The organism is Dactylosporangium cerinum (assembly GCF_042653625.1).
GTDB lineage: Bacteria > Actinomycetota > Actinomycetes > Mycobacteriales > Micromonosporaceae > Dactylosporangium > Dactylosporangium cerinum.
Window position 1 is genome coordinate 730,373 of the sequence record NZ_JBHSIU010000041.1, and the last position, 20,597, is coordinate 750,969.

Below are 20,597 nucleotides of genomic sequence, written 5' to 3' on the forward strand. Positions count from 1 at the left end.
AACAGGTCTCATGCTTCGCCCAGCTCAACAGGTAGCGGCCACGATCGATCGGATGCGATCCGACCGATTCGCGGTCAGCTCGGCACGCCCTGCGCGGGTCACGCATCGCGGGTACGCAGGTCGGTGGCGAGCTCGTCGAGCAGCCGGCTCAGCTCGCCGCTCGACTGGACCGGCCCTACCTCGCGACCCGGGCGCATGCGGGCCGCGTACTCGTGCAACAGCTCGGCGATCACCTGCACGCGGGCGAGCGACAGCGAGATGATGTTGGGGTAGAAGTACGTCACGTTGGGTTCGTGGCCGCGGCCTGCGGCGATCTCGGCGCGCCACTCCGCCACGGGGGCGTCGAGCTCCAGCGGGAGCGCCTCATGCCGGCCGCCGCCGGACGGGATATACCGCGCCTTGGTAAGGAAATGCCGTGGTGGGTCAGCGGCGACGTGGGGGGCGGTGAACTGGAACTGCATGGTGTGCTGGCGCATCCTCGAGGCGCATTCCTCGGCGATGGCGCTCAAGGCGTCGTCCGTGCGCAGCGGCCCGACCGCGGTGCCGGGCAGCACCCGCTGCGCGAAGTCGCGGAACATGGTCGCGATGGCCGTTGCCTGGCCCCGTGAGAGGGACAGCGTGTCGGACGGCAGGTCGGCGAGCGGGTCCGCCGCGGAATTGACAAAGCTGTCGACCGGGCGCGCCCTGGCCACCGCCTCGGTGAGCGTCCTGCCGGCGTCGGTCAGCGTGACCGCGGCCATGACGGCGGAGCCGTCGGGCTGGCGCTGGAAGTCGCGCCAGACCAGCAGGTGCAACGCGGGGTCGCGGGGCTCCTCGGGCCAGGGCATGGCGTCACTCGTCCTCCTCGTCCTGCCGCGACAGGTCCCCGTCGTGGCTGGCAATGCTCCGCAGGGCACCCCAGACCGGTCGCTCCGTCACGTCGGCCTCCCGTCCGCGTCGTGGCCGCCCAGCTTATACAGCGACGACCTGTTAAACCGCGAGATGGTGCGGGTTCGACTCCCGCCCGGGGTACGCAAAGCGCCCGACGTCACGGTCCGCGACACCAAGGCGTGCACCGGACGGCCGTTGGAGCTGCCCGGAAAGCTCGTCTGGCGCTCACCCAGAAGATCACGGGTTCAAATCCCGTACGGCCGACCACACACCACGCCGTCGTCTCTCATCAGGAAGAGCGCTGACCCGGTACGACAGAGGCGGCCAGTTCGAGTCTGGCTGGCGGCTCGCATGCGGTTGTAGCTCAGCAGGAAGAGCACTACCCCGCCACGGTGGAGACCGCCGGTTCGAGCCCGTTCACCGTGTCCTACCCCATGAGCGACGACAATCCCCGGGCCGGTATGGGCGACTGGCAGGTCACGCACAACGTCATCGACAAGACCGGCACGCTGGTCCACCGCATCTCGATCCCGGACGTGTGCCGCGGCATCGTCGACCAGCAGCAGACGCGGGTCTGCGTGGCGCAGCAGGGCGGCTACCAGGTCATCGACACCTACCACCCGGTGGGACGGTTCTGGACCTTCCAGCTGATCGAGTCGGGCATCTACGTCGGACTGTCCGCGGCGGTGCTGGCCGTCGCGGTGTGGTGGGTCGTGCGCAGGCTCGCCTGACGGTTCACAGCTCGGCCTGCGGGAACACCTCCCGGACGCGGGCGCGGGAGGCCGCGTCGAGGCGGTTGTACCGCAGGTCGAGCCGGTCCAGCGGGAGCGTGAACAGGTCGTCGGGCAGGGACCGCAGCTCGTTGAACGACAGGTCGAGGACCCGCAGCGCCCGGAACCCGCCGATGCCCGCGAGGTCCCCGGCGGTGAGCGGGCCGCGGCCGCCCTTGTCGCTCGGCCCCCACCGGTCCACGGACAGTTCCACCAGGGTGGCGACCGGCGCGGCGAACACCGGCCGCAGCAGCGAGTGCGGCGGCACCGGCAGTGCGCTGTGGTCGGTGCCGCCGGACAGCCGCAGCACCCGCAGCCGGGGCAGCCCGGCGAAGCCGGGCAGCGGGGTCCGCAGCAGCCCGAGCGCGTTGGCGAGGTCCAGCTCCTCGACGTCCGGCAGGTCCGCGGGGAGCGCGTCGAAGGCGTTGCCGGACAGGTCCAGGCGGCGCAGGTGCCGCAGCCCGGTGAGGCCGGGCGGGACCCGGCGCAGGTGCTGCCACGTCGAGCCCCGCAACGACAACTCCCGCACGCCGGCGGGGATGCCGGCGACGTCGGTGCCGTCGGCGACCAGCCGCCGCAGCCCGGTCAGGTCCGCCGGCAGCTCGAACACCGGCAGATCCCCCGTCGCGGACGGGCGGGCCATGCCGGACACGTCGAGCTCGACCAGGCTGCCGAGACCCGCCGGCAGGGCCGGCAGCGGGTTGCCGGCGACGCGGAGCACGCGCAGGGCGGGCAGCGCGGCGACGGCGGCCGGCAGCGACGTCAGCCGGCACGAGCGCACCGACAGCGTCTCCAGGGCGGTGAGCGCGGCGATGCCGTCCGGCAGCTCACCGAGCGCGGTCTGGTCCAGGACGAGGGTCCGCAGCCACGGCATGGTGAGGATCTGCTCCGGGAACCCGTCCAGGTCCCGGCCGGTGAGGTCGAGGTCGGTCGCGTGGGCGTCGTGGGCGGCGGCGACGTCGGCCAGGGCCTGCTGCCGGGCGGTCAGCGCACCGGCCAGCAGGACCGGCAGCCCGGCCCGCAGCCGTTCCAGGAACGCGTCCAGGTCCAGGTTGCCGCGCTTCGCGTCGAGCACCTCGGGCACGAACGACCCGGTGATGGTGCCGCGGTGGAAGTCGCCGTCGACGCCGAAGTTGTCGACGCGGGTCGCGCCCGGCGCGGTGACCCGCAGGTCGTGGTCGAAGTTCACGACCCACGGCGTGTCGACCCGGCCGGTCTCCAGGATGCCGTCGTTGTAGTGCCCGTAGACGAAGTAGGTGAACGCGCCGTCACCCAGGTACACCTCGGCGTCACCACCCTCGAGGGTCTCCGCCCGGGTGAACCCGCCGACGTAGACGCCGGGCGTCGCCTCGTAGGCGGCGACCGCCCCGCCGACGGTGAGGTCCCCGGCGAACGCGACGAGGTCGAACGGGCCGGGCGCGACCGCCGCGACGGCGGGCAGGAGGTCACCGTCGAACGCCACGTCACCGGCGAACAACAGCACCGTCTCGTAGTAGCCCTGGAAACAGGCGGACAGGCCGCCGTCGAGGCGGGCGTCGGCTTCGGCGAACGGCAGCAGCTCCGGGATCACCCAGGCGATCGTAGTAGGCGAGGATCCTGGTGTACGACTACCGTCAAGCGGATGAGCTCAGGACGGTTGGTCCTCATCGCCGCCGCGACGCTGCTGGCGCTCGCGGCGTGCAGCGACTCCCCGACGACTCCTGCACCGACGCCGACGTCCGGCGCCGCGACCGCCGGCGACTGCGGTGGCGCGGTCGCCAAGGTGCAGGAGCGCCTCGCCCGGCCCGGCGTGCAGGGGGTGCGGGTCGAGGGCCAGTGCACGACCGTCGTCATCACCACCACGCTGTCCGACGGTGACGCCGGCACCGCCCGCCAGCTGTGCGACCTGGCGGCCGAGGTGGCGTACACCGGCGGCGTCAACGGGATCCGGGTGCTCGGCCAGGCGGACAAGGAACTCGCGCAGGGTATCGCCGGTGCAAAGTGTCGTTGACCGCGCCGATCGACTACGGTCGTGATGGTGTCCGCCAAGCGTATGACGCTGCCCGCCCGGGTCAAGGCCCTCACGGTGCCGCTGCCCGCCGGGAAGCACATCCGTCCCGACCTCGACGACGACGAGCCCGCGGTGCTCTGGCTGAGCAAGACGGCGCCGCCACCCGGTCTGTGGGAGGAACTGCGGGCCGCGCACCCCACCTCCGGCCTGTGGCCGCTGCTGCTGACGCCGCTCGAAGGTGACGCGGCCCGGCCGTGGGTCGAGGGTGAGCTGGTCCCCGACGACATGTCCGACCCGGCTTCGCACGACCCCGCCGACCTGCTGTCGTCGTGGTGGGCCGAGTCCGAGACCGGCGGCGACGCCTGGCCCGGCCTGGCACCCGCCGCCGGCCCCGATGAGACCGCGGCCGACGCGACCGCCGACCGGGAAGCGGCGGCGCTGCTCGCCTCCCGGCGCCAGTGGCGGCTCGGCCTGGTCGCCGCCGGCCGGGGCGCGGACGCTCCGACCGTCGCCGGCTGGGACGGCCCGGCCAACCACACCGGCGACACCGCCGAGATCTCCGCCGTGCTGCGCAGCTGGGAGGACCGCTTCGGCGCCCGTGTCGTCGGGCTCGGCTACGCCGAACTGTTCCTGAGCGTCGCCGCCCCGCCGGCCACGATCGACGAGGCGCTGCGGATCGGGGCGGAACACGTCGCGTTCTGTCCCGACACCCTCAACGACCTGCCCCTCGACGCCTACGCCGCGGGCCTTGTCGGCCTGCCCGCCTGGCATTTCTGGTGGGACTGACCGCTATTTGTCGAAGTTCAGGCCGCTCGGCTCGAGTGCCTGGCACGCCGTGCGCGCCTCCTGCCACTTCGGGTGGGCGGTGATCGGCACCAGCTCCGGCGGCGGGTGGAAGTCGCCGTTGCTGTCCGGGTCGGGCAGTTCGGGTATGCCGTGGGTCTGGATGCAGGCACCCCACTTCCGCAGCTTGGCGATCTCCTCCGCGGTGCGCTCCCGGCGCGGCGCGGGGCCTTTCGCGCCCCGGAACAACTCCGCGCACGCCGGTGGCGCGGGCAGGTCGCCCGCCGGGGGCGGGATCACCCACGTGCCCTCGGCCTCGACCGGGTCGGGATAGTCGGGGAAGCCGTTGTCGCGCATGCAGTGCACGGCCTCGAGGAGCTTGGCGTGGTCGACCCCGCCGGACGGATGGGCGGTGGGCCGGCCGCCGCCGCACCCGGTCAGGACGAGCAGCGCCACCACCGCCATCGGTCGGACTTTCTTCATGCCACCCACCGTCGCGGTTGCGGGTCGGCCGCCACTTCCCCCAAAGGTGGACCGGTGGACCCCCCGATCTGGGGTCCGGGGCGCCCCCGCACGCTGGGTAACCTGAGGTGGTGTCCATCCGGTTCGGCCTGCGCGGCCGCATGGCCGTGTCCTACGTGCTCGTGTCGGCGGCCGCGGTGCTGGTCGTCGAGGCGGTGCTGCTGGCGGTGGTGATCCCGCGGATCCGCGCCGCCAGCGACAGCGTCAGCCAGGCCAGGCAGCGCGAGGCCATGACGGACAGCGCGAACCTGCGGCTCAAGAGCGAGGCCTCGGCGCTGGACGTCGCGACCGCCCTCGGGGACACCGTCACCGTCCTGGACGCCAGGGCGCCCGGCAGCTCCGGGCCGCCGGACCTGTTGAGCGGCGCCGCCGCCGAGCACTACCGGGGTCGGAAGGACAAGCCCACGGACGCCGCCGACGCGGTCGAGGTGGTCGCCACGACCGACGGGCGGGTCGTGCGGAGCACCTCCGCCGACTTCCCGGCCGGCTCGACGCTGCCCACCGACGCGGTCGCGGCGCCCGGCAGCGGCACGACCGACGTCTCGGGGCGCACCGTCGGCTGGGCCACCCGGCCGGTGGAGCTCACCACGGCATCGGGCCGCACGGTGATCGGCGTGGTCTACGTCCGGACACCGGCACAGTCCACCGACGGCGGCGGCGACCTGGCCGCCACCAGGATCAGCCGGGCGGTCACCTCCCTGGTCGTGCCGGGGCTGGCGGTGCTGGTGCTGCTCCTGCCGGTCGGCGCGTTGTTCGGCCTGCTCAGCACCGGCGGGGTGATCCGGCGGGTGCGGCGGCTCGCCGCGGGCGCCACCGCGATGGCCGGCGGCGACCTGCGGGCCCGGATCCCGGTCGCCGGCACCGACGAACTGGGCCGGCTGGAGGAGGCGTTCAACACCCTCGCCCAGCGTCTGGACGCTGCCGTCGAGGTCGAGCGGACGATGGCCGGCGCGGAGGCGCGGCGGGCCGAACGGACCCGGATCACCCGGGAGCTGCACGACTCGATCTCCCAGGACCTGTTCTCGGCGAACCTGCTCGCCGGCGGGCTTCGCCGGGCACTCCCGGCGGACACCGAGCTGCGCCGGCAGGCCGAGGCCATGGAGGAGTCGCTCGGGCGCACCATGCGGGAGATGCGCGCGATGCTGCTGGAGCTGCGGCCCGTCGCGCTGGAGGACGCCGGCCTCGCCGAGGCGCTCACCGAGCTGTGCCGAGCGTACGAGGCCCGGCTCGGCATCGCCATCACCATGCACGTCGACCCGGTGCCGCTGGCACCGGCGGTCGAGCACGCGGTGTTGCGGATGGTGCAGGAGGCGCTCGGCAACGCCGCCCGGCACGGCGATCCCGGCGCGGTCGAGCTGCGCGTCGCGGCGGCCGACGGCGGGGTGGCGGTGACCGTCCACGACGACGGCAAGGGCTTCGACCCGGCGACCGCCGGGCGTCGCCACGGGATGGGGCTGGGACTGATGCGCGAACGGGCAATCGAACTGGGCGGCACCCTCGACGTGGTCAGCGCCCCGCGGTCGGGCACCACGGTGACGGTGCTCCTGCCGGGCGGTGCCGGATGATCCGGATCCTGATCGTCGACGACCATCAGGTGGTGCGCCAAGGGCTGCGGTTCGTGCTGGAGCAGGAGCCCGACTGCGTGGTCGTGGGCGAGTGCGCCGACGGTGACGCGGCCCTCGCGCAGATCGACGCGGTCCGGCCCGACGTCGTCCTGCTGGACATGGTGATGCCCGGCGTCGACGGGATGGGCGTGCTGCACGCGTTGCAGGACCGCGACGAGCGGCCCGCCGTGGTGGTGCTGACGTCGTTCCCGGCCGACGATCTGGTGATGGACGCCGTGCGGGCGGGGGCGACCTCGTACCTGCCGAAGACCGCCGCGGTCGACCGGGTCGTCGAGGCGGTCCGGGCGGCGGCGACCGGCGGCAGTGTCCTGGACCCGGGGGTGGCCGCGCTGCTGGTGCGCAGCGTCCGCGACGGCGGCACCGGCCCGCTCGCGCGGCTGTCGACCCGGGAGCGGGACGTCCTCGCGGCCCTGACGCGCGGCCGGTCCAACCGGGAGATCGCCCGCGCGCTGTCGTTGAGCGAGCAGACCGTGAAGTCGTACGTGTCGAGCATCCTCACCAAGCTCGACCTGCAGGACCGCACCCAAGCCGCGATCTTCGCCCTGCAGCAGGGTCTGGTGCCGCTGCGCGAGGCCCTGCAGACCGACCGGGAACCCTGACCGCGGCCACTGCGTCATTCGAGTGGCTGGCGCGCGATCGCTCTCGGTTCTCGCCCGGTCAGCAGCCACCCGCCGAGGTAGGCGACGATTGGCAGGCCGATGAGGATCGCCGCCAAATTGATCAAAGGCGGGTGGGCCAGCCAGTGCAGCTCCTTGTGATACCAGGCCAGCACCGCGAGGTACGTGCAGGCGACGCCGATGATCGCGCCGGTCAGTGCGAGCGAGCCGGCGGTCGCGGCGGTCAACGCGCGGCGGGTGCGCCGGCGTGCGCCGGTCGCCGTGAGGGTGCGCAGGTCGCGGGCCGTCTCACTGCGGATCAGGCCGACCGTCATCGCGAGCACGCCGAGGGCGACGGCGATGCCGGCTGCGGTGAACCAGGCGGCCAGGCGGGTCTCGTCGGCGCCGGTCGGGCGGGACTCGACGTAGAGGCCGGCGGTGGCCGCGACCTGCTGCGCCCGGTCGATCTGCGCCGCGGTGAGCTTGCCCGGCGCGTCGACGAGAAAGCCCACTGGGACTTCGGTCAGGTGGAGGTTCGCCATGCCGTGCGCGGTGATGAGGACGTTCGGCAGCGACTGGTAGTCGGGCAGGGGCACGTGCTGCAGGACCGGTTGCCAGCGCAGGTCGCGGCGGCCGGGGACGACGTTGTATCCGTTGAGGTTCGCCCGTGGCGTGAGCACATCGGTGTCGGCGCCGACGCTCGCCGGGTCGATGCCGTAGTGGGTGAGCAGTTCGGGGGTGGCGTAGTACAGCGGAACGAAGTCGCTGTCGCTGTACACCGTGCCGCCGGGCTCGCCCGGGCCGGCCTCGCGCGGGATGCCCAGCACCATCGGCGGGCGGCCGCCGCTGTCGCGCTCGATCGGACCGTTCGGATCGACAAGGCCGGTCAGCGGCAGCACCGTGGCGTGCAACTCGGCGGCGATGATGTCGGCCTGCTTGCGGAAGTCGGCCACCTGCGCGGTGGTGACGACCGGAACCGGCCCGCTCATCCGAGCCGAGGAGAGCCATACGATCAGCTGGTCGGCCGGGATGGCGCCGCCGGTGGGTGCCGAGTTCTTGGCCACGGTCACGGCGGCGCCCAGGGTGACCATGGCGGCGATGCCGATGGCCAGGGCGATCGCGGCCAGGGCGGCGCCGGAGCGGGCGCGGTAGCGGGCCAGGTCACGCATGGCGAGACGGGTCGCGAGGGGCGCATGCCGGGCGACGGCGCCGATGCTGGCCACGCCGACCGGGGCGAGCAGCAGCACCGCGAGCGCGGTGAGCAGCACGCCGCCGATGATGTACCACTGCTTCGTCTGCTCGGACAGGTACAGCGTGGTCAGCCCGGCGGCGAGCAGCACCGCTCCGACGGCGGCGAACCGGTGTGCCGGGCGCGGCGGGGCCGGACGGGCGGAGATGGCAGCGACGACCGGAATGCGGGCGGCGGCTCGGGCCGGCCACCAGGCGGCGACGACGGCGGTCAGGGTGGCGAGCGCCACGGCGAGCAGGAGCGGTGCCCACGGCAGGTCGAGCCGGTCGATGCGGTGGCCGAGCAGTGGTTCGAAGAAGGGGCTCAGCGCGACCCAGCCGGCGACGCCGACGAGCGCGCCGGAGAGCGCGCCGGCGCCGCCAATGACCAGGCCGTTGGCCAGCAGGACCAGGCGGATGTGCCGGTGACCGGCGCCGATGGCGCCGAGCATGCCGAGCGCGCGCAGCCGCCGCTGAGCCATGACGTGGAATCCGGCGACGGACAGCAGGCCGACGAAGACCAGCCCGATCGTGGCGAGCACGAGGACGAGGATGGTGGCCGGGTCCGTCTCCTCGTTGCGCAGCTGGGTCGAGAGGCCGTCGGGGCGGGGTTTGGCGATGTACTCCGCTCGGGACACCTTCAGCAGCACGTCGACGCGGCTGACCGCACTACCGAGCTGGTCGGGAGCTACGAGGGCGAACGGCTCGGCGAGGTTGAGCGGGTTCTCGACCACGCCGACGACGGTCCACGGGCGTCCGGCAGCGGTCCAGGTGCCGCCCACGTGCAGGCCGGCCAGCCGCAGCACGCGGTTGGTGACCGCGATCTGATCGGGGCCCTGCGGCCAGTGGCCCTGGTTGAGGCGCAGCATCGAGCGGCCGTACGGCCCGTTGGGGTCCTGGGCGCGTAGGTCAACGCCGTCGGCACTGCCCGGCACCGGCACCTTCTTGGTGTGCTCGATGACCTCGATGGTGCCGTAGTTGCTGCGCAGCTGGGCCAGGTCGGCGTCGAGTCGCGGGCCGGTGCCGTTGACGGAGACGATGTGATTGGCGGTGCCGAACGTCGACGCCTCGGACGGGGCGTTGCCGGCCATGGCGAGGCCGACGGTGGTGGCGGCGACGGCGAGCAGCAGCAGCGTCAGCACGATCGCCTGCTGGCGCCACTCACGGCGGAACAGCCGCCACGCCCAGCGCACCACGGCGCGGCGGGCCGCCATGCCGCCGTTGCCGGTGCCGAGGACCAGCGGACGGTCCTGCATGGTGACGCTCATCGGGTGGCCTCCTCGGCCAGCAGCGAGTCGGGCCCGGGACGCGGCGCGGTGCGGTCGACGACCCGCCCGTCGCGGATGAACAGCACCCGGTCGGCCCAGGAGGCGAGTTGCGCGTCGTGGGTGACCACGACGGCGGCAACGCCGCGCTTGCAGGCCGCCAGGATCATGCGCATGACGGCCTCGCCGTTCTGGGAGTCGAGGGCGCCGGTCGGCTCGTCGGCCAGCAGGAGTCGCCGGTCACCGACGACGGCGCGGGCGATCGCCACCCGCTGCCGTTCTCCGCCGGAGAGCTGGTCGGGGAAGCGCTCGGCACGGTCGGCGAGGCCGAGCTGGTCCAGGGCGGCAATGCCTGCGGCGCGGGCCTTGCCCGCCCTCGTGCCGTCGAGCTCGAGCGGCAGCGCCACGTTCTCGGCGGCGGTGAGGCCGGGCAGCAGGTTGAAGTCCTGAAACACGTAGCCGATGGCCCGCCGGCGCAGCCGGGCCCGGTCGTCGCGGGACGTCGCCGACAACGGCTGGCCCGCGACCAGCACCTCACCGGAGGTCGGCAGCTCCAGGGCGCCGGCGATGGTGAGCAGCGTGCTCTTACCCGAGCCGCTGGGACCCATGACGGCGACCATCTTGCCGGCCTCGACCGTCAGGTCGACCTCGCGCAGCGCGTGCACCTCGTCAGCGCCGTCGTGGTAGGTCTTCGATACCGCACGCAGTTGCAGCACCCCGCTCATCGGCGGACCCCCACTCGGCGGCGGATCAGCGGCACCGTTGCCCGGGTCGGAGCGGGCGGCTCGAGCGCGGCCCGCTTGAGCCGGCCATCGGCGGTGTCCAGCCATTGCACGACCGAATCGAGGCGGTACAGCTCGGCGTCGACCACCAGCCCCAGGCTCAGATCGAGGTCGCCCTCCTCGTCCTTGAGCCGGGTCCACTGCTGCATGAGCTCCACGACGTAGCGGCGGTGCGCCTGGATGACCTCATGCACGTCCACTCCGGGGAGCCGGATCGCAACGAGGATCTTGATGACCAGCTCGTCGCGCGGAGGGGCGGCGAGGTCGGGCGGCGTGCGCAACCAGCTGGCCAGCTCGTCGGCCCCGTCGGCGGTGATACGGAACCCCTTCTGCGGGCCGGGGTCGGCATCGTCATCGGATTCCACGAGCCCGTCACGCTCGAGCCGCTGCAGGGTCGTGTAGACCTGCCCGACGTTGAGCGGCCATACCTCGCCGGTGCGCGCCTCGAACTCCTCGCGCAGTTGCAGCCCGTACTTCGGGCCCTCGCTGAGCAGCGCCAACAGCGCGTGCCGGATACTCACAGTCGCACCGTACTCGATATCATGCGCGGTATCATACTGGGTATAGTCGAGCCCCGTCCAGCGGCTGCCGCACGGGCAGTGGCCCGCAGGCGTACGCCCGGCGGTCGATGCCCCGGATGCGCTCGGCGAATACGGTGGGTCGGTGAACCTGCGCACGCCGCTCGTCTGGCTCCTGCTGTGCACATACCCGCTGGTGGTGGCCTCGGCTACGGCGAACGGTGGCACGGACAGCTTCGGGCTGCCCGGGCTGCGGTATGTGCTGCCGCTGCTGGTCGTGGTCATCCCGCTGGTGCTGCTGAGCCGGCGGCCGGTGATCGCGCTCGCGCTCATGCTGACCGGTTGCCTGATCGTCGCCGCCTACGTCTGGTCGTGGGAGTTCGGCTTCCTGCGCGACGTGCGGTACCTGCAGTTCATCACGATCGACCTCACCGTCGGGTACATCGCAACGCATCGCAGCCCGCGGGTGTCGATCGTGGCGGCGGTCGTGGCGTGTCTCGCGGAGATCGCGGCCATCGCCGTCGGCCGGATCGCGAGCGCACCGTCGTTCATCCTGGCCGTGGTCACGGCCATGCTCGCCGCGTGGCTGATCGGCAACCGGAACCGGGAACGCCGGGCACTCGCCGAGTCGATGCGGGCTCAGGAGGCGTCGCAGGCGATCACCGCCGAACGGCTGCGCATCGCCCGGGAGTTGCATGACATGGTCGCGCACAGCATCGGCGTCATCGTGATCCAGGCGGGTGTGGGCGCCCGGGTGATCGAGACACAACCGGTCGAGGCCCGCAACGCGTTGCGGACCATCGAGACAACGAGCCGGGAGACGCTCGCCGGGCTGCGCCGCGCGGTCGGTGCGCTGCGTGGCAGCGAGACCGCAGACGGGCGGTACGCGCCACCGCTGGAGCCGGTGCCCGGCCTGGCGGACCTCGACCGGCTCGTCGCGGCCACCGCCGACGCCGGGGTCAGGGTCGACGTGCTCTGGCGCGGATCACGCCGGCCGTTGCCGCCCGACCTGGACCTGGCCGCGTTCCGGATCGTCCAGGAGGCGGTCACCAACGTGGTGCGGCATGCCGGCACCGACACCTGCCAGGTGACGATCGGACACGGCGACGACGACCTGACCGTCGAGGTCACGGACCACGGGTCGGCAGCGACGGCCCCGACCGGCCACGGGTTCGGGCTGCTCGGCATGCGGGAGCGGGCGACCTTGCTCCGAGGGGACTTCGCCGCCGGGCCACGACCGGCGGGCGGGTACCGGGTCGCGGTCCGCCTGCCGCTGCCGGCAACCGCATGAACACCGACCGGAGCGACGATCCGCCGTCCGGCACCACGATCCGGCTGGTCCTGGTCGACGATCAACCGTTGATCCGGGCTGGACTGCGGGTGCTCATCGCCGACACTCCCGGCATCGACCTCGTCGGCGAGGCCGGCACCGGTGAGGAGGCGGTCCGGCTGGTCCGCTCGGTGCGCCCGGACGTGGTCGTGATGGACATCCGGATGCCGGGCATGGACGGGATCGAGGCGACCCGGCAGCTCATGGTCGACCCGGGCACCGCCCGGGTGCTGATCCTCACCACGTTCGACGAGGACGAGCACGTCTACGCCGCGCTCCGCGCCGGGGCCAGCGGATTCCTCGTCAAGGACATGGCGCTGGAGGACATCGTGCGGGCGATCCGGGTCGTCGCCGCCGGGGACGCCCTCATCGCCCCGAGCGTCACCCGCAGGCTGATCGCGGTGTTCGCCGAACCGGTCGCGCCGCCGCGGTCCCCGGCAGGTGGGCACCGGTTGCCGGACAGCGTCACGCCCCGCGAGACCGAGGTGCTGACACTGGTCGGCCGGGGCCTGTCCAACCACGAGATCGCCGCGCACCTCACGATCAGCGTCGCCACGGCGAAGGCGCACGTAGCCCGGCTGCTGGCCAAGCTGGGTACCCGGGACCGGGTGCAGCTCGTCATCCGCGCCTACGAGTTCGGGCTCGTGCCCTGACTCCTGCCGGACTACGCCCCCGGGAGGAGGCGGCCGCCCGCAGATGCAGCCCGCGGGCTGACGACGTGACCGCCGCCGACCGGACATTGTGAGGGCACGTTCCTACACAACGGGAGGGCACATGGTGGGATCAGCCGCGGTACACGTCGACGGGGTGCGGATGACACGCCGGCAGGCGATGACGGCAGCGCTGGCCGTTGCGGCCGCCGCGCCGATCGGGTTCGCGGACGGCTCGTGGGCGGCTCCGGTCGCCGCCGGTCCGGTGCGGCTCGTGCTGCCCGGGCCCACCGGCCCGCACCCGGTCGGCACGGTGCCGCTGCACCTGGTCGACCGTTCGCGTCCCGGGCAGCCGCGCGAGTTGATGAGCAGCGTCTGGTATCCCGCCCGGGACGTCGGCCGGTACCCGCCGGCACCCTGGATGCCGCCCGCGGTCCTGCGGACGTTGCTGGCCGCGACCGGGTTCGACGCCGACGTCGTGGCGGCGCCGTTCACGGCCGGGCACCTTGGCGCCCCGGTGCGGCGGTGGGCCGGGCGGCTGCCGGTGGTCGTCTTCTCGCACGGCGCGCACGGGCATCGGGCCGAGAACACCGTCGTCGTGCAGGAGCTCGCCAGCCACGGGTACGTGGTGGTCACCGTCGACCACACCGACGACGCGTTCAGCGAGTTCCCCGACGGCCGCGTCATCGTCCCGGACCCGGATCGCGGGCTGGGGCCGGCGGACTTCGCCGACGACATCCGATTCGTGCTCGACCGGATCGCCGACCTCGCCGCCGGGGTCAATCCGGACGCCGGAGACCGGCCGCTGCCGGCCGGTCTCCGCGGTGCGCCCGACCTGCGTCGCATCGGCATGTTCGGCTGGTCGAAGGGCGCGACCGCGACCGCCCTGGTCATGCACGCCGACCGGCGGGTCAGGGCCGGGCTCGCCCTGGACGGGCCGATGCAGCCGGCCATCACCACCGACCTGGATCGCCCCTTCATGCTGATGACCGCCGAGTTCACCCGGGCCGCCGAGCCCAGCGTGGCCGAGTTCTGGTCGCACCTGCGTGGATGGCGGCGCAACCTGCAGGCGATCGGCGCGGTCCACTCCTCATACGGCGACTACCAGACCCTGATGCCGCAGCTGGCCGTGCTTGTCGGCATGGGCGACGAGGAGCTTCGGGCCTGGATCGGTACGCTCGATCCGGTTCGTGCGGTGCGGATCCAGCAGGCGTACCCAATGGCGTTCTTCGATCTGCATCTGCGGCGGCGGGGGCATCTGCTGGACCGTCCCAGCCCGGCCTTTCCGGAGGTGACGGTCATCGCGTGAGGCCCCCAAAGTCGGGTCGGCCCGGCTACCTTTGGGGGAAGTGGTCGTGCCGCACCTGAGCGACCTTCAAGGGTATGAACCTCCGAATGCTCGCCGTCGCCGGGACCACCCTGACCGCCCTGATCGCCCTGGCCGGGTGCGGTGGCGACGATCCGCCCACCGACCCGACCGGCAACGGCGCCACGTCGATGCTCGAGGCGGCGAAGTGCATGCGCGAGCACGGTTACCCTGACTATCCCGACCCGGTTCGCTTCGACGACGGCCGATGGGGATTCCCGGACTCCGCGCCCGACGTGGATCCGCCCGAAGCCTGCCGCAGGCTGTTCATCAGGGGCAAGAACGAACAGGCCCCGAAACCCGACGCGAACCCCGCGTACCTGGCCCAGGCGCGGAAGTTCGCGGAATGCATGCGGACGCACGGCGCACCGGGGTGGCCCGACCCGGACAGCGACGGCTACTACGATCCGCCGGCCGCGCTGCTGGAGAAGAACAACGCCGACGTGCACCAGGCACACGCCGCCTGCGACTCTCAGCAGCCGCCCGGCGGCGCGCTCATGAAGCCGCTCGCCGAGTGAGGGCACCCGCTCCCCGGAATGGGGGCGGGTCGTCGTTCACCTTTGGGGGATGCGCCGGCGTCCCGGGCCCAGGCATCGTCGGGTCATGGCCGTCCTGGAGCTGCACGACGTGCGCAAGACCTATCCCGGCGAACCGCCCGTCGAGTCGGTGCGGGGCGTGGATCTGCTGGTCGAGGCCGGTGACATGCTCGCGATCTCCGGCGCGTCCGGCTCCGGCAAGTCGACGCTGCTGCACCTCATGGCGACGCTCGACCGGCCGACGCAGGGGTCGGTGGTCATCGACGGCATGTCGGTGGGGGGCCTGACGGACCGGCAGCTCGCCGGGGTCCGGGCGCACCGGGTCGGCGTGGTGTTCCAGCAGTTCTTCCTGCTCGAGTCGCTCAACGCGCTGGACAACGTCGCCGCCGGTCTGCTCTACCGGGGCGTGCCGGCCGGGCAGCGGCGGGCGGCGGCGGAGGAGGCGCTGCGGCGGGTGGGGCTGGAGCATCGCCTCCGCCACCGCGTCACGAAGCTCTCCGGCGGCGAGCGGCAGCGGGTGGCGATCGCCCGTGCCGTGGTCGGCCGGCCGGCGATCATGTTCGCCGACGAGCCGACCGGCAATCTCGACTCCAGTCGCAGCGGCGAGATCATGGCGCTGCTGGGCGAGCTCAACGACAGCGGCACGACCATGGTGATCATCACGCACGAGCCGGCTGTCGCCGCTGCCTGCAAGCGCCGGGTCGTCATGCGCGACGGCCGGCTCGTGGCCTGAGACGTACCCCTCGAATTGGGCGCCCGGCGGGTCACCTTTGGGGGAATCGGCACCGGTATCGTCCCGGCGATCGTGGTCACCATGACCGTACTGGACCCTCCTATCGGATCTCCGCCGCGATGCATGCGGGTGGCCGCAGGCGCCGATCGGCGCGGCGTGGGGCGGTGGCCATGAGCCGCACCACGAACGTGCTCACGGGCGTCGCGCTCACCGGCGTCGCCGGCCTGGTCGGCCTGGTCGCCACGCAGCGCGTGCCGCACGACGGCGGACCGCCGGCACCGGCCTCCGTGAGCACCTCCACCGCATCCGTGACCCGCAGGACCATCTCGGAACGCCAGTACGTCAACGGCACGCTCGGGTTTGCCGGCTCCTATCTGGTCGCGGGTGCCGGGTCGGGGACGCTCACGTGGCTCCCGGCCATCGGCGCCGTCGTCAACCGTGGCGACGTCCTCTACGAGGTCGACGGCCGGCGGGTGACGTTGCTGTTCGGCGCCCGGCCCGCCTGGCGGGACTTCGGCGCCGGGATGACCGACGGCGTCGACGTCCAGCAGCTGGAGACCAACCTGCGGGACCTGGGCTTCGGTGACGGGCTCACCGTCGACCAGACGTTCACCGCCGCGACGTCCACCGCGATCCGCCGGTGGCAGCGGGCCATCCACGTCACCGTGACCGGCACCGTGCCGATCGGTCTGATCACGTTCCTGCCCGGTGCGGTGCGGGTCAGCAGCCACCGGATGCAGCCCGGTGAGCGGGTCGAGCCGGGCGGCCCGGTCGAGTCCGGCACCAGCACCACGCCCGCGGTCAACCTCGCCGCGTCGACGCAGCAGCTCGGCTGGATCAAGGTCGGCACCCCGGTCGTGGTGACCCTCCCGGACCGCACGACCCGCAACGGCACGGTGACCGCGATCGGCGCCACCACGACGTCGACCACCGGTGGCGGTGCCGGCGGACCGGGTGAGCCGCAGAGCACGGCGGCGGTGACGGTGACCGTCGAGGGCGCGGTCACCGGGTTCGTCGACCAGGCCGGGGTCCAGGTCTGGGTGGTTCGCGCGACGCACGCCGACGTGCTCACCGTGCCGATCGCGGCGCTGAACTCGGTGTCCGACGGCAGATACGAGGTCATCGTCACCGACGGCACCGGCACCCGCCGGCTGCCGGTGCGGACCGGGTTGTTCGACGATCTCGCCGGCACCGCCGAGGTGAGCGGGGACGGTCTCACCGAGGGACTGAAGGTGCAGGTGCCACGTGAAGACGCATGAGGTGCCGCGCAGCAGGCTGCGCTGCGCGGACCTGCTGCCGACCGGTTCGCTCGGCCTGCGCTCCCGCAAGGTCCGGGCCCTGCTGTCGGGGCTGGGCATCGCGATCGGCATCGCGTCGATCGTGTCGGTGCTGGGCGTGACCACCTCGAGCCAGTCGGCGCTGCTGGCGCAGATCGACCAGCTCGGCACCAACCTGCTCACGGTCGCCAACGGCACACCCAGCGCGGGGGTCGAGCAGATCCTGCCGACGACGGCGACGCCGATGATCCGGCAGCTGCCGCACGTGCAGTCGGCGGCGCCGACGGCGAAGCTCGCGGGCGTCACCGTGTATCGCAACGATCACGTCGCCGCCGGTCGCACGGGTGGACGCTCGGTGCGGGCCGCGGACGCGTCGCTGCTCAGCACGCTGGACGGGGCGCTGCTCGCCGGGCGGTTCATCAGCGGCGACGAGTCGCCGGTCACGGTCCTGGGCTATTCGGCCGCCGCGACGCTCGGCATCACCGACGTCAGCGGCAACGACCGGGTGTGGCTCGGCGGGCACTGGTTCACCGTGGTCGGCATCCTCACACCGTTCGTGCTGGCGCCCGAGATCGACCAGTCGGTGATCGTGTCGTTCGACGCGGCGGCGCATCTGCTCGGCTACAACGGCCATCCCAGCCGGATCTACGTGCGCGCGGACACCGAGTTCGTCACCGGCGTCGCCGGGGTGCTCGCCGGCTCGGCGAACCCGGAGGACCCGTCCCGGGTCACCGTCAGCCGCCCGTCGGATGCCCTCACCGCCCAGCTGAAGGTCAAACAGGCCGGTGCCGGGCTGATCCTCGGGCTGGGGGCGATCGCGTTGCTGGTCGGCGCGATCGGGATCGCCAACGTGATGGTCATCGCGGTGCTGGAACGGCGGACCGAGATCGGTCTGCGCCGGGCGTTGGGCGCCACGCGCGGGCATGTCGCGGCACAGTTCCTGACCGAGTCGCTCATCCTGGCCACGCTCGGCGGTGTCGGCGGCGTCGTCATCGGTGCCGCCGTCACGCTCGGCATGTCCATCACCAAGGGCTGGGCGACGCTGATCCCGGCCGAGGCGCTGTGGGGCGGCCTGCTGGTCTCGGTTGCCGCCGGCGCGGTGGCGGGGCTCTATCCGGCGCTGCGGGCCGCGCAGCTGCCCCCGACAGATGCGCTCCGCACGGCCTGACGCCCCCGCCACCGTGCTCCGGGGCTGGCTTGAACGACGACACCGCGAGCCGGGCGCCGGCTCGCGGTGTCGTGCTGACCTGGGGTGCGTCAGGAGGTGCCGGTCGGCACGGCGACGCGCTGGCCGGCGGCGAGGCCCGGACCGCTCACCTCGACCAGACCGGCGACCTGGTCGAAGATGCCCACCTTGACGGTCACGTGGCGGGTCTGCGCGGCATCGCTCACCAGCACCTCGTACTCGACCTGGGACAGCGCCCGCAGCGCCGGAATGGGCACGACGAGCACGTTGCGGTGCGCCTCGACGGTGATGCCCACCTGGACCTGCGCGTCCTCCAGCGCGGTGCCGACGTCACCGGTCGGCGTGATGACGACGGTGGCCGTGGGCTGCCCGCCTCCCCCGCCGCCCTGGCTCTGGCCGCCGGGGCCGCTGCTCTCCTGCTGCCGGCTGACCGCGCCGACCACGGAGATGGTGCCGGGCCTGAGGGTGCCGTCCGGCAGTGTCACGACGACGGCGTCACCGACCTTGCAGCGGGCCAGGACGTCGGCGGACACCTGCACGGTGACGGCGCGCTGCGCACCGGTGCCACGCACGACGGCCGTCCCCGGCCCGACCGACACCCCGGCGCGCAGGTCGCTGCCGGCGATACGCACCGCACCGGCGACGAACAGGACCTGGCCGAGGGGCACGATGCCGGTCACCGGCAGGCCGGAACCCTGCTGCCAGCGGCGGACGGCCCGATAGGTGTCCGCTGAGAAGTGCTGGTCGACGGTGAAGCCGGTGCCGTATCCGAGAGCCTTGAGGTTGTCCTCGAGCTGCCGGACGTCGACGCCGTCGGTCATCCCGTCCTGGAACGCCCGCCATGGCGGGCGATCCCCGAACAGCAGGATGACCGGGTTGCCGTCGATCTCGTACGCCGGTTTGCCTCGGCCGACCACGTCGCCGGTGGCCGGCAGCCACGTCAGCAGGCCCGGGCCGGGCGCGATCACGGTGTAGGTGCCCGATCGGCCGAGCGTGCCACCGACGGTCTGGCGCCGTGCCACGTCGGTGGCGACCACCTCCGCGGTCGCGGCCGGAGTCCGCGGTGCCGCCTGCTGCCCGCCGCCCGGTGTCCGCTGATGGACCAGCACGGCGCCGGCGCCCGCGACTCCGGCCAGCGCGATCCCGGCCACCACGGCCGTGCGTTTGCGATTCACGTCATCCGCTCCTGCGCATCGATAGGACGCAAGTCCTGGTCTGACTCATAGGAACAGCCTGAACCGCCCGATCTGCGCCGCGCTTCCCCAAATATCGGCAGGCAGGGTGCCCCCTTTGGGGTCCTCGAAGACAGCCGGGCGCCCACCCCATTTTGGCGAAAGTCCGGACGTGTCAATTCTGGCGTGGCAGCGCCTTTGCGCCGATGCCCCTGCCCACCGGGCAGTGCCTCGAAGATGCGATCCGGCGGCGCCGCGTGACCACAACGACCAATACGCCCGCAGCGTTCACAACCGTGACCTGGGTCACCCGGTGAGGCATGGTGCGTAACACGTTCGCCTCGCCCACGTGACAGGAGCACAACCTTCATGTTGAAACGGAGCCTCGCGGTGGCGCTGCCGGCCGTGCTGCTGCTCGCCACCGGCTGCGCCAACCAGTCCGTCGGTGAATCCCCCGCACCGTCCGGTGCGGGCGCTGTGGCGTACCCGACCAAGACGCTGCAGATCATGGCGCCGGCCGGTGCCGGTGGCGGCTGGGACACCACGGCGCGTTCGATGCAGAAGACCTTGCAGGACGCCGGTCTGCTCAACGGCCAGTCGGCGGAGGTCCGCAACGTCACCGGCGCCGCCGGCACGATCGGCCTCGCCGAGCTCGTGACCAGTCACCAGAAGGACCCGCACCAGCTCATGGTCACCGGCCTGGTCATGGTCGGCGGCGTGGTCACCAACAAGTCGCCGGTCGACCTCAGCAAGACGACGCCGATCGCGACCCTCACCGCCGAGTCCGAGGTCATCGTCGTTCGCAGCGACTCGAAGTACACGACGCTCAAGCAGCTCGTCGACGACGTCAAGGCCAACCCGACCGCGGTCAAGTGGGGCGGCGGTTCGGCCGGCGGCACCGACCAGATCCTGGTCGGGCTGCTCGCCAAGACGGCCGGCGCCGACGCCAAGACGGTGGCCAAGCAGTACGTGGCGTACTCCGGCGGCGGCGAGACCAAGGCGGCGCTGCTGTCCGGTGACGTGAGCGTCGCGGTGTCCGGCACCAGCGAGTTCGCCGACCTGGTCCAGTCCGGCAAGCTCCGCGCACTCGCGGTGTCCAGCCCGAAAGGTGAGGACGCCGGGGCCGGCACACCCGCCCCGAGCATCAGGGAGTCCGGCTATGACCTGGACCTGCTCAACTGGCGTGGTGTGGTGGCACCGCCGGGGCTCAGCGCCGCAGACCGCGCCGCCGTGCTCAAGCTCGTCGACGACCTGCACAAGTCCACGCAGTGGAAGCAGGAGCTGACCGCCAAGAAGTGGCAGGACTTCTACAAGTCCGGTGACGAGGCCGCGGCCTTCTACCAGGCCGAGAGCACCCGCATCAAGACGGTCCTGACCGAGATCGGCCTGGGCTGAGCGC

Annotated in this window: 20 protein-coding genes and 2 tRNA genes; 15 read left to right on the forward strand and 7 right to left on the reverse strand. The window is 72.7% G+C overall.

Translation table 11 applies throughout. The features are described 5' to 3' along the window. Positions 1–98 precede the first annotated feature (98 nt). Positions 99–827, reverse strand: a complete 729-nt coding sequence (locus tag ACFPIJ_RS32540) for a hypothetical protein (RefSeq protein WP_380120684.1) — start codon at positions 825–827, stop codon at positions 99–101. 232 nt (positions 828–1,059) lie between these two features. On the opposite strand from ACFPIJ_RS32540, the gene ACFPIJ_RS32545 reads away from it, so the two are divergent. From ACFPIJ_RS32545 to ACFPIJ_RS32555, 3 genes are all read left to right on the forward strand, one after another. Further along, a tRNA-Glu gene (locus ACFPIJ_RS32545) sits at positions 1,060–1,137 on the forward strand. Positions 1,138–1,145: 8 nt separating this feature from the next. Then, positions 1,146–1,218, forward strand: a tRNA-Thr gene (locus ACFPIJ_RS32550). Positions 1,219–1,304: 86 nt separating this feature from the next. Then, positions 1,305–1,601, forward strand: coding sequence for a hypothetical protein (locus tag ACFPIJ_RS32555; RefSeq protein ID WP_380120686.1), 297 nt, complete (start codon positions 1,305–1,307; stop codon positions 1,599–1,601). A gap of 4 nt (positions 1,602–1,605) precedes the next feature. Here the strand turns inward: ACFPIJ_RS32555 and ACFPIJ_RS32560 are convergent, their stop codons facing one another. Further along, complete coding sequence (locus tag ACFPIJ_RS32560) at positions 1,606–3,210, reverse strand: leucine-rich repeat domain-containing protein (protein ID WP_380120688.1); 1,605 nt, start codon at positions 3,208–3,210, stop codon at positions 1,606–1,608. A gap of 51 nt (positions 3,211–3,261) precedes the next feature. On the opposite strand from ACFPIJ_RS32560, the gene ACFPIJ_RS32565 reads away from it, so the two are divergent. Further along, the gene (locus ACFPIJ_RS32565) at positions 3,262–3,630 is read left to right on the forward strand and encodes a hypothetical protein (RefSeq protein ID WP_380120690.1); all 369 of its coding nucleotides are present in this window, start codon (positions 3,262–3,264) and stop codon (positions 3,628–3,630) included. A 27-nt stretch (positions 3,631–3,657) separates the two neighbouring features. Further along, positions 3,658–4,416, forward strand: coding sequence for a DUF4253 domain-containing protein (locus ACFPIJ_RS32570; RefSeq protein WP_380120691.1), 759 nt, complete (start codon positions 3,658–3,660; stop codon positions 4,414–4,416). A 3-nt stretch (positions 4,417–4,419) separates the two neighbouring features. Here the strand turns inward: ACFPIJ_RS32570 and ACFPIJ_RS32575 are convergent, their stop codons facing one another. Further along, positions 4,420–4,896: a hypothetical protein gene (locus ACFPIJ_RS32575; protein WP_380120693.1), complete on the reverse strand. Its 477-nt coding sequence runs from the start codon at positions 4,894–4,896 to the stop codon at positions 4,420–4,422. A gap of 110 nt (positions 4,897–5,006) precedes the next feature. Between ACFPIJ_RS32575 and ACFPIJ_RS32580 the strand changes: the two genes are divergently transcribed. Then, positions 5,007–6,500, forward strand: coding sequence for a sensor histidine kinase (locus ACFPIJ_RS32580; RefSeq protein ID WP_380120695.1), 1,494 nt, complete (start codon positions 5,007–5,009; stop codon positions 6,498–6,500). Next, positions 6,497–7,159 (forward strand): response regulator, encoded by a 663-nt coding sequence (locus tag ACFPIJ_RS32585; protein WP_380120698.1) that lies wholly within the window; start codon positions 6,497–6,499, stop codon positions 7,157–7,159. Before ACFPIJ_RS32580 ends, ACFPIJ_RS32585 begins: the two co-directional genes overlap by 4 nt. Before the next feature lie 14 nt (positions 7,160–7,173). Here ACFPIJ_RS32585 and ACFPIJ_RS32590 read toward each other — a convergent pair whose 3' ends face one another. The 3 genes from ACFPIJ_RS32590 to ACFPIJ_RS32600 are packed head-to-tail and all read right to left on the reverse strand — an operon-like array spanning position 7,174 to position 10,951. Continuing rightward, the gene (locus ACFPIJ_RS32590; RefSeq protein WP_380120700.1) at positions 7,174–9,651 is read right to left on the reverse strand and encodes an FtsX-like permease family protein; all 2,478 of its coding nucleotides are present in this window, start codon (positions 9,649–9,651) and stop codon (positions 7,174–7,176) included. Beyond that, positions 9,648–10,373 carry an ABC transporter ATP-binding protein gene (locus ACFPIJ_RS32595; protein WP_380120702.1) on the reverse strand — a complete coding sequence of 242 codons (726 nt, stop codon included), beginning with the start codon at positions 10,371–10,373 and terminating at the stop codon, positions 9,648–9,650. Before ACFPIJ_RS32595 ends, ACFPIJ_RS32590 begins: the two co-directional genes overlap by 4 nt. After that, entirely contained in the window at positions 10,370–10,951 is a 582-nt protein-coding gene (locus ACFPIJ_RS32600; RefSeq protein WP_380120704.1) for a PadR family transcriptional regulator, read from the reverse strand. The genes ACFPIJ_RS32595 and ACFPIJ_RS32600 overlap by 4 nt, the downstream gene beginning before the upstream one ends. 142 nt (positions 10,952–11,093) lie before the next feature. Here ACFPIJ_RS32600 and ACFPIJ_RS32605 point away from each other — a divergent pair, with 142 nt between their 5' ends. The 7 genes from ACFPIJ_RS32605 (at position 11,094) to ACFPIJ_RS32635 (ending at position 18,008) form a co-directional block, all read left to right on the forward strand. Next, positions 11,094–12,239, forward strand: coding sequence for a sensor histidine kinase (locus ACFPIJ_RS32605; protein WP_380120706.1), 1,146 nt, complete (start codon positions 11,094–11,096; stop codon positions 12,237–12,239). Then, positions 12,236–12,931 carry a response regulator gene (locus tag ACFPIJ_RS32610; RefSeq protein WP_380120708.1) on the forward strand — a complete coding sequence of 232 codons (696 nt, stop codon included), beginning with the start codon at positions 12,236–12,238 and terminating at the stop codon, positions 12,929–12,931. The genes ACFPIJ_RS32605 and ACFPIJ_RS32610 overlap by 4 nt, the downstream gene beginning before the upstream one ends. Positions 12,932–13,052: 121 nt before the next feature. Next, complete coding sequence (locus ACFPIJ_RS32615) at positions 13,053–14,237, forward strand: alpha/beta hydrolase family protein (RefSeq protein ID WP_380120710.1); 1,185 nt, start codon at positions 13,053–13,055, stop codon at positions 14,235–14,237. A 74-nt stretch (positions 14,238–14,311) separates the two neighbouring features. Continuing rightward, entirely contained in the window at positions 14,312–14,812 is a 501-nt protein-coding gene (locus ACFPIJ_RS32620; RefSeq protein WP_380120712.1) for a hypothetical protein, read from the forward strand. A gap of 85 nt (positions 14,813–14,897) precedes the next feature. Next, positions 14,898–15,563 (forward strand): ABC transporter ATP-binding protein, encoded by a 666-nt coding sequence (locus ACFPIJ_RS32625; protein WP_380120714.1) that lies wholly within the window; start codon positions 14,898–14,900, stop codon positions 15,561–15,563. Positions 15,564–15,733: 170 nt separating this feature from the next. After that, positions 15,734–16,822 carry a peptidoglycan-binding protein gene (locus ACFPIJ_RS32630; protein WP_380120716.1) on the forward strand — a complete coding sequence of 363 codons (1,089 nt, stop codon included), beginning with the start codon at positions 15,734–15,736 and terminating at the stop codon, positions 16,820–16,822. Continuing rightward, positions 16,809–18,008, forward strand: a complete 1,200-nt coding sequence (locus ACFPIJ_RS32635) for an ABC transporter permease (protein WP_380120718.1) — start codon at positions 16,809–16,811, stop codon at positions 18,006–18,008. The genes ACFPIJ_RS32630 and ACFPIJ_RS32635 overlap by 14 nt, the downstream gene beginning before the upstream one ends. A gap of 89 nt (positions 18,009–18,097) precedes the next feature. Here the strand turns inward: ACFPIJ_RS32635 and ACFPIJ_RS32640 are convergent, their stop codons facing one another. After that, on the reverse strand, positions 18,098–19,201 hold the full coding sequence (locus ACFPIJ_RS32640) for a peptidoglycan-binding protein (protein ID WP_380120720.1): 1,104 nt from the start codon (positions 19,199–19,201) through the stop codon (positions 18,098–18,100). Between the two features lie 366 nt (positions 19,202–19,567). Here ACFPIJ_RS32640 and ACFPIJ_RS32645 point away from each other — a divergent pair, with 366 nt between their 5' ends. Further along, on the forward strand, positions 19,568–20,593 hold the full coding sequence (locus ACFPIJ_RS32645; protein ID WP_380120722.1) for a Bug family tripartite tricarboxylate transporter substrate binding protein: 1,026 nt from the start codon (positions 19,568–19,570) through the stop codon (positions 20,591–20,593). Positions 20,594–20,597: the final 4 nt, after the last annotated feature.